Source organism: Mucilaginibacter sp. (genome assembly GCF_028288105.1).
Classification (GTDB): Bacteria; Bacteroidota; Bacteroidia; order Sphingobacteriales; family Sphingobacteriaceae; genus Mucilaginibacter.
The window spans coordinates 1-7,316 of sequence record NZ_JAQBOI010000089.1 but is presented as its reverse complement, the minus strand read 5'-3'; the positions used below and the strand labels follow the sequence as shown (position 1 = coordinate 7,316).

The following is a 7,316-nucleotide window of genomic DNA, read 5'->3' as shown; positions in this document are numbered from 1 at the left end:
GCGCAATATCTGGAATATTCTTATTCCTGTGCATTGTTTACTCTTTTAAATATTGGAAAAGCAGTAAGTTGATAGTCGTATTAAGTGTATTTAACTTTATCCTGGTGGGCTTTCAGGGATGGCTGGGATCGATAGTGGTATCAACTAACTTGGTTGCTTGGATAGTAACGGTACACATGCTTATTGCCTTGGCTATATTAGCTATAAGCATAGCTACCTACCACATGGCAAAAGTACAGGGCAGGTATAAAGTGCAAAGCAAACCATTTGTAGCTATTGTTACCTTGCTGGTTTTAGCGATGAGCATTTTGCAAATAACTTTTGGCACCGAGGTGCGTGAAAAAATAGATGCGGTTGCAAGCCACTTAGAAGGCAGCTACCGCGATAGTTGGGTACAACGTGCAGGCGATATTTTTGCACAGCACCGCGATGTTGCCGTTATAGTATTGGTAGTAAACCTTATTTTATATGTGTTGATACGCAAAGGCTTTAACAGACATTCGATACAGCAACAGCTAATGAGTTTTACCTTTTTAATGATAATGTTGCAGATAGTTACCGGTATATTTTTATCGTACTGGTCATTGCCGCCATTTGCGCAGGCATCGCACATTGTTTTGGCAAGTTTAATATTTGGTGCTCAATTTTATTTGTTGTTGAATTTATTTAGTTCGGTTAATGTGCAGGGGGCAGGTAAATGAAGGATTTTGTAAAGCTGGTTAAATTAAGGCTGACCTTATTGGTGGTATTTTCGGCTTCAATATCGTTTGTTATTGGCAGCAAAGTAAACGGCCCTATTGATTGGAGTAGCTGGGATTTCTGGAGTAAATGGTTGTTATTAATAACAGGTGGCTTTTTTGTTACATCGGCTGCAAACGGCTTTAACGAGATTATTGAGAAAGACCTTGACCGTTTAATGAGACGTACTGCCGACCGGCCAATACCATCGGGCAGGATGACCAATGGACAAGCATTAGTGATAAGCTTGTTTATGGCCATATTCGGTACCTACTTATTGGGCAAGTTAAATCTTACAACTGGGTACTTATCGGTGTTCTCGATATTATTATATGCGTTTGCTTATACGCCATTAAAGCGTAAATCGCCTATAGCCGTTTTTGTGGGTGCTATACCGGGTGCGTTACCACCACTAATTGGTTACGTAGGCGCTCACCCAAAAATTGACGAGATAGCACTAATATTATTTGCAATACAGTTTGTATGGCAGTTCCCGCATTTTTGGGCCATTGCATGGGTATTGGATGATGATTATAAACTGGCAGGCTTTCGGTTATTACCAACAGGAAAACGCGATAGGGCAAGCGCTATAATTACTTTTATTGTAACTTTAATTTTGTTGCCAGTTAGTTTATTACCAACATATTACGGTTACGGTGGTTATTACGTAGGCGCGGTATCATTAATAATGAGCCTTATATTTTTATACCAGGCATCAAACCTTTTACGCACACTCGAAATTAAGTCGGCACAAAAGTTAATGTTTGGCTCTTTTTATTATTTGCCGGTAGTGCAACTAATGTTTTTATTTGATTTTATAGGAAAATGATGGCCAAGATACAGCAAGAAGATAGATTAAACCTGGCACCCAAAAAATTCAACATGTGGATCTTCATATTCACATCGTTTATGTTTTTTGCGGCGTTAACCAGTGGTTTTATCGTATACGCAGGCGGTAGTTCGGCACATGGCATGAATATGAAACTGCCTGATGCCTTTATGTACAGCACCGCTGTAATTATATTAAGCAGCATAACTATGTTTTTGGCATCGCAGGCTGCCAGAAGATTGCAGTTTGCTAAGCAAAGGCTTTTTCTTTGGCTTACTATATTTTTAGGAATCGCCTTTTTTGCAATCCAGTTATACGCATGGTACTATTTGGTTACTAAAATGGGCGTATATTTTAGCAATCCCAATGCATCCCAATCATTTATATATGTATTCACCGGGATGCATTTATTACACATTTTTGCCGGCTTGTTATTATTGGCAAATACGCTTTGGCGTAGTTACCGCAGTATAGAGCAGGTTAAAAATTTATACAGTATGCAGATGTCCTCTATTTTTTGGCATTTTGTCGATATTATATGGATTTATCTGTATGTTTTTTTACTTTTGAACCAACAATAAAAACTCATGAGTGTACAAGTATCACCTATTGATGAAGTAAAGACAACCCCGTGGTCGGGCGGCAGATCGCCGTTTAATGTTGAGTATGGTAAAATGATGATGTGGTTTTTCCTCCTTTCGGATGCGTTCACCTTTTCATCATTATTAATTGCCTATGGTGCACTGCGTTTCAGCTCCAGCAGCTGGCCTGCGCCAGATTTGGTTTTCCAATCGGTACCAGGTTTATTAGATAGCGGCGCACCACTTGTATTTGTGGGTTTAATGACGTTTATCCTGATCCTTAGCTCGGTTACTATGGTATTGGCTGTAGAGGCCGGCCATCGTATGGCTAAAAAAGAAGTGTTATGGTGGATGGTAGCAACTATTATAGGTGGTTTCACCTTCTTAGGCTGCCAGGCATTAGAGTGGAGCCACTTACACCACGAAGGTTTTTGGTGGGGGCATATCCCAAATATGGAAGAGCTTAAACACCTGTTTAAAGGCGGTAACGAAGCTAGTTACGGCACCTATGCACAGCAATTTGCAAACTTATTTTTTACCATAACAGGGTTCCATGGTTTCCACGTATTTAGCGGGGTTATCATCAATATCATTATTACTATAAACGTATTGTTAGGTACTTACCAAAAACGAGGCAGCTATTTAATGATAGAAAAAGTTGGCCTTTACTGGCACTTTGTAGACCTTGTTTGGGTATTTGTATTTACTTTCTTTTACTTAGTTTAAAAATTTAACTGATAAACATATGTCATCAGAATCAACAGAAGTTCACCACGAAGAGCATGGTGAAGGAATGACCCGCAAAAAAATATTCAAGGTATTTGGAGTATTATTGGGTATAACTGTAATTGAGTTTATAATAGCACTTTGGTTAGTACCTGCAGGCCACATCCCTCTGCATTGGGCAAACCCGGTTTATATTGTGTTAACCTTGTTTAAGGCATTTTACATTGTTGCATACTTTATGCACTTAAAATTCGAAAGAATTGGTTTAGCCTTATGCATCATAGTCCCTATATTATTTATTATAGGGTTAATATTGGTGCTTACAAACGAAAGCCATTACTGGGTAGACCTAAGAGCGTAATGCGTAAAGGGTACATCCTGAAAAAAATAATAATCCTGGTATTGATATTAGCTTTACCGGGATTTTTATATTATTTGCTAACCGCAAAGGGCAAGAACAGGTACAAGCCACTGCCATTTTACGGCCCAAAAGAAGTTGCGAAAACCGGACACAAGTTTCACGGAACGTACATCCCGGATAGTATTTATCACAAGCTGAGCGATTTTACGTTGCTGGATCAGGACGGTAAGCAGGTATCATTCAAAAACTTTGATAAGAAAATTTTTATAGCCAGCTTTTTTTACTCTAACTGCCCAAGCGTTTGCAACACAGTAAACAAGAATATCAGCGAACTGGTGTATGCCTACCGCAAAAACCCGATGATATACTTTACTTCGATAACGGTAGACCCACAAAGGGATACGCCGCAGGCACTAAAGAAATACAGCGCTAAGTTTGAGGTAAATAAAAAATGGCTTTTCCTATCGGGCGATACCAGTACAACTTATAACCTTGCCCGGAAAGGGTTTTTAGTAAACGCGGTACAGGCCGATAAAGATAATTTTATATACAGCGATAAGCTGATACTGATAGATGCCGAAAAACGCATCAGAGGGTATTATTCCGGAACATCTGCAGCCGACCTCACCAAGCTTAACGATGAGATAAAAGTGCTGATAGCCGAAGAATTGCGCAAGGTTGATAAAGCGCTCTATTAGAGATAAGAAATCAAGAATTAAGAGACAAGACAAACTCTCTTATCAAACATAATGCATTAAACGAATCCTGACTCCTGTTGTCCTGATTCATGACTCTCTTAGAAAAATGACTGATAAATTTATATTCCGATTCGTAGCTGGCGTAACCATATTTGTTATCACTGTGGTTATTTTACTTAACCGCCACCTTATACCTGGCCCTGCAACGCCACCCACCTTTACACCATACCTGCCTTTGCTAAATGCCTTTTTGAATGGTACTTGTAGTGTGCTGCTGTTAACATCGTTGTACTTCATCAAAAACGGAAACATAACAGTTCATAAGCGGTTAAATATTTTAACCTTCTGCCTGTCCTCATTGTTCCTGGTATCATACATCCTGTTTCATTATTTAATGCGCAACGATACCATGTACGGTGATATTGATGGTGATGGCCTGCTATCTAAAAGCGAACTGACGGATGTTGGCAGTTTAAGAAAAATATATTTGTGGATACTCGTACCACACATTGTGCTGGCTGCCGGTGTATTACCTCTTATATTATTAAGTTTTTACCGTGGCCTGCAAATGCAGGTAGAAAAACATAAGAAATTGGTAAGATGGGCGTTCCCTATATGGTTATTTGTTACAATATCGGGCGTTGTTGTATATTTGATGATAAAGCCGTACTATCATTTTTAATTGGCTAACATGAAAAAGTTAAAGTATTTATATCTCGTATTAGTTTTTGGTTTATTGGTATGCAGTGTAGTGCCGGTAAAGGCGCAATGTGCCATGTGTGCTGCAACAGTAGAGAGTAGTTCAAAAAATGGCAGCTCTAAGGCCAACGGGTTAAATAATGGTATTATGTACCTGCTTGGTGCACCTTACCTGGCAGTAGCTGTAGTGGCCTATGTATGGTATAAAAAATATCGCCGTAAAGATGTAGACCTTAACATGCGTGGCGAGAAGCTTAACCTAAACTAAGCTGATCAATTCCTGCATCTTCATTTATATTTCGCTTTTATAATGATAGAACCCCAAACGCTTGATTTTTTAAAAGAGCTTGTAGAAAATAATAACAGGGAGTGGTTTCAGGCTAATAAAGAAAAGTACGATAAGGCCCGCGAAAATGTAATTGAGCTTGCCGCGAGCGTAATTACTAAACTACACAAAGTAGACCCCAGCGTTAGCGCCGACCTTGACCCTAAGAAATGCGTGATGCGCATATATCGCGATATCCGCTTCAGCAAAAATAAGATCCCGTATAAAAATAATTTTGGCGTAAGCCTGCCAACTTTAGGTTCTAAATTAGGTGGGGTAGAATATTATCTGCATATACAACCCGGTAAATCATTTATAGCTGGTGGTTACTGGATGCCCGAGGCCGAACACCTGAAAGCCATTCGCCAGGAAATAGACTATAATGCCAATGATCTTAAAAAAATAATTGACGATAAAGAGTTTGTAAAACTTTTTGGTGAGTTTAGGAAACAAGATCAGTTGAAAACAACCCCTAAGGGTTATGATGTTGATAACGAAAATATTGATCTGCTAAAGTTGAAGAGTTTTATTGTTTCGCATTCTTTAAAAGATAAAGAGTTGACGAGTGCTGGCGCTGCCGACGAAATAGTTAACATGTGCAGCAAGGTATACCCATTAAATGTTTTTCTGAAAAACGCAATTGCTTAATACAATTAAATCCTACATATCATGAAATTCAAGTATTTACTTTTTGCCGTTCTGTTCATTTCCGTACTGCAATCGTGCGTGGTTATGTCGCCTAAAAAGCATAAAGCTTTACTGGCCGAGCGCGATTCATTATCTACGCGTACAACTACATTGGAAGAGCAGGTGTCTAAGCTGATCGGTGATACATCGCGTATCCGCCAGGAACTGGCTGCTCTTAAAGGCAACTACAGTGGCTTAAACGATAAATATAATGCCTTAGATAAAAACTATAGCGCCAGTTCATCAAAGGTTACCCAATTATCTACTGATCTGCAAAAACGCGAAGCACGCCTGAAAGAGGTGGAAGAAATTTTGCGTAAGCGCGATGAAGCAACAAATGCCCTTAAAGATAAGCTGCAGAAAGCCCTGCTTGGTTTCCAGCAGAGTGGGTTAACGGTTGATATCCGTAACGGTAAAGTATATGTATCCTTAACTGATAAATTGCTGTTCCCATCAGGTAGTATTGTTATTGATGAAAAAGGTAAACAAGCGCTTAAACAACTGGCAGCAGTGTTAAACAAAGAAGCAGATATTAACATTGCGGTTGAAGGCCATACCGATAATAAAAAGATAAAAAACCTTGGCCAGATAAAAGATAACTGGGATCTGAGCGTGTTGCGCGCAACATCAGTAACCCGTTACCTTACCGAAACAGAGAATATTGATCCTAAAAGGTTAACGGCTACTGGTAAAGGCGAGTTCCAGCCTATTGATACCGCCACAACCGCCGAAGCACTTTCTAAAAACAGGCGTATAGAGATAGTACTTACACCAAAACTGGACGAGCTATACAACCTGATTACGAAATAATATAATCCATTGAAAAATAAGATATTCCATAAAAGGAAAAGTCCTCCATGTATTGGGGGATTTTTTTTGTCATAATATTTACATTAAGTGTGATTTTTACATTAAATAATTACAAATGGTTTCTATATTCGTAATACAGAAATCATTTATAAGCTTACCCCATAAGCATGCCTACAGAAAAACATACCTATATACAAATACACCCGGCAGATAATGTTCTGGTGGCATTAACTAATCTTGCTGCTGGTACCCGGATAAGCTTTAACGGGCAAACTTTTGACCTGCTTACTGCTGTTGAGGCCAAGCATAAATTCAGTATTGCCGCACTGGAAAATGGGGCTTCTATTTACATGTACGGCGTATTGGTTGGTAAAGCCTGCGAATATATCCCGCAAGGTACAGCCTTAACAGTAAATAATATAAAGCATGCCTCAAGCGATTTTAAGCTGGGCGACCGCAAAACAGGTTGGATAGTGCCCGGCGTTGCTGAAGCTTACCGTGGTAAAACCTTTATGGGCTTCCACCGAGCAGATGGCTCTGTGGGCACGGCTAATTACTGGCTGGTTATCCCATTGGTGTTTTGCGAAAACAGGAATATTAATGTATTAAAGGAAGCGCTATCGGCTAAGTTGGGGTTTGCTAAACCGCGCGGGTACGAGAGCGAGGTGGATAGTTTGGTAGAGATGTACCAGTCAGGTAAATCAACTGCAGAGATCTTGCAGGCTGACCTGCAATTATCGCCCGAAGGGCATACATCTAAAAAATTATTTGAGAATATAGACGGAATAAAATTCCTGAACCATGATATGGGTTGTGGTGGTACCCGTACAGATTCTGATGCTTTATGCGGTTTATTGGCCGG

Annotated in this window: 11 protein-coding genes; all 11 read left to right on the top strand. The window is 39.6% G+C overall.

Annotated elements, in window-relative coordinates:
* Positions 1 to 701, top strand: a 701-nt coding sequence (locus tag JWQ85_RS06290; RefSeq protein WP_299465601.1) for a COX15/CtaA family protein, incomplete at its 5' end; no start/stop codon positions are given.
* The gene (gene cyoE / locus JWQ85_RS06285) at positions 698 to 1,567 is read left to right on the top strand and encodes a heme o synthase (RefSeq protein ID WP_299465598.1); all 870 of its coding nucleotides are present in this window, start codon (positions 698 to 700) and stop codon (positions 1,565 to 1,567) included. The genes JWQ85_RS06290 and cyoE, both read left to right, overlap by 4 nt.
* Positions 1,564 to 2,148 carry a heme-copper oxidase subunit III gene (locus JWQ85_RS06280; protein WP_367186186.1) on the top strand — a complete coding sequence of 195 codons (585 nt, stop codon included), beginning with the start codon at positions 1,564 to 1,566 and terminating at the stop codon, positions 2,146 to 2,148. Before cyoE ends, JWQ85_RS06280 begins: the two co-directional genes overlap by 4 nt.
* Before the next feature lie 6 nt (positions 2,149 to 2,154).
* A complete protein-coding gene (locus tag JWQ85_RS06275) occupies positions 2,155 to 2,874 on the top strand; it encodes a cytochrome c oxidase subunit 3 (protein ID WP_299465595.1) in 720 nt (239 codons plus the stop codon).
* Positions 2,875 to 2,893: 19 nt separating this feature from the next.
* Entirely contained in the window at positions 2,894 to 3,235 is a 342-nt protein-coding gene (locus JWQ85_RS06270; protein WP_299465592.1) for a cytochrome C oxidase subunit IV family protein, read from the top strand.
* Positions 3,235 to 3,933: an SCO family protein gene (locus JWQ85_RS06265; protein WP_299465590.1), complete on the top strand. Its 699-nt coding sequence runs from the start codon at positions 3,235 to 3,237 to the stop codon at positions 3,931 to 3,933. Before JWQ85_RS06270 ends, JWQ85_RS06265 begins: the two co-directional genes overlap by 1 nt.
* A gap of 106 nt (positions 3,934 to 4,039) precedes the next feature.
* Entirely contained in the window at positions 4,040 to 4,615 is a 576-nt protein-coding gene (locus JWQ85_RS06260) for a DUF420 domain-containing protein (protein ID WP_299465587.1), read from the top strand.
* Between the two features lie 9 nt (positions 4,616 to 4,624).
* A complete protein-coding gene (locus JWQ85_RS06255) occupies positions 4,625 to 4,900 on the top strand; it encodes a hypothetical protein (RefSeq protein ID WP_299465585.1) in 276 nt (91 codons plus the stop codon).
* A 42-nt stretch (positions 4,901 to 4,942) separates the two neighbouring features.
* Positions 4,943 to 5,605, top strand: a complete 663-nt coding sequence (locus JWQ85_RS06250) for a DUF2461 domain-containing protein (RefSeq protein ID WP_299465582.1) — start codon at positions 4,943 to 4,945, stop codon at positions 5,603 to 5,605.
* Positions 5,606 to 5,626: 21 nt separating this feature from the next.
* Positions 5,627 to 6,454: an OmpA family protein gene (locus JWQ85_RS06245; RefSeq protein ID WP_299465579.1), complete on the top strand. Its 828-nt coding sequence runs from the start codon at positions 5,627 to 5,629 to the stop codon at positions 6,452 to 6,454.
* A 167-nt stretch (positions 6,455 to 6,621) separates the two neighbouring features.
* A partial coding sequence (locus JWQ85_RS06240) for a UxaA family hydrolase (RefSeq protein WP_299465576.1) occupies positions 6,622 to 7,316 on the top strand: 695 nt, incomplete at its 3' end.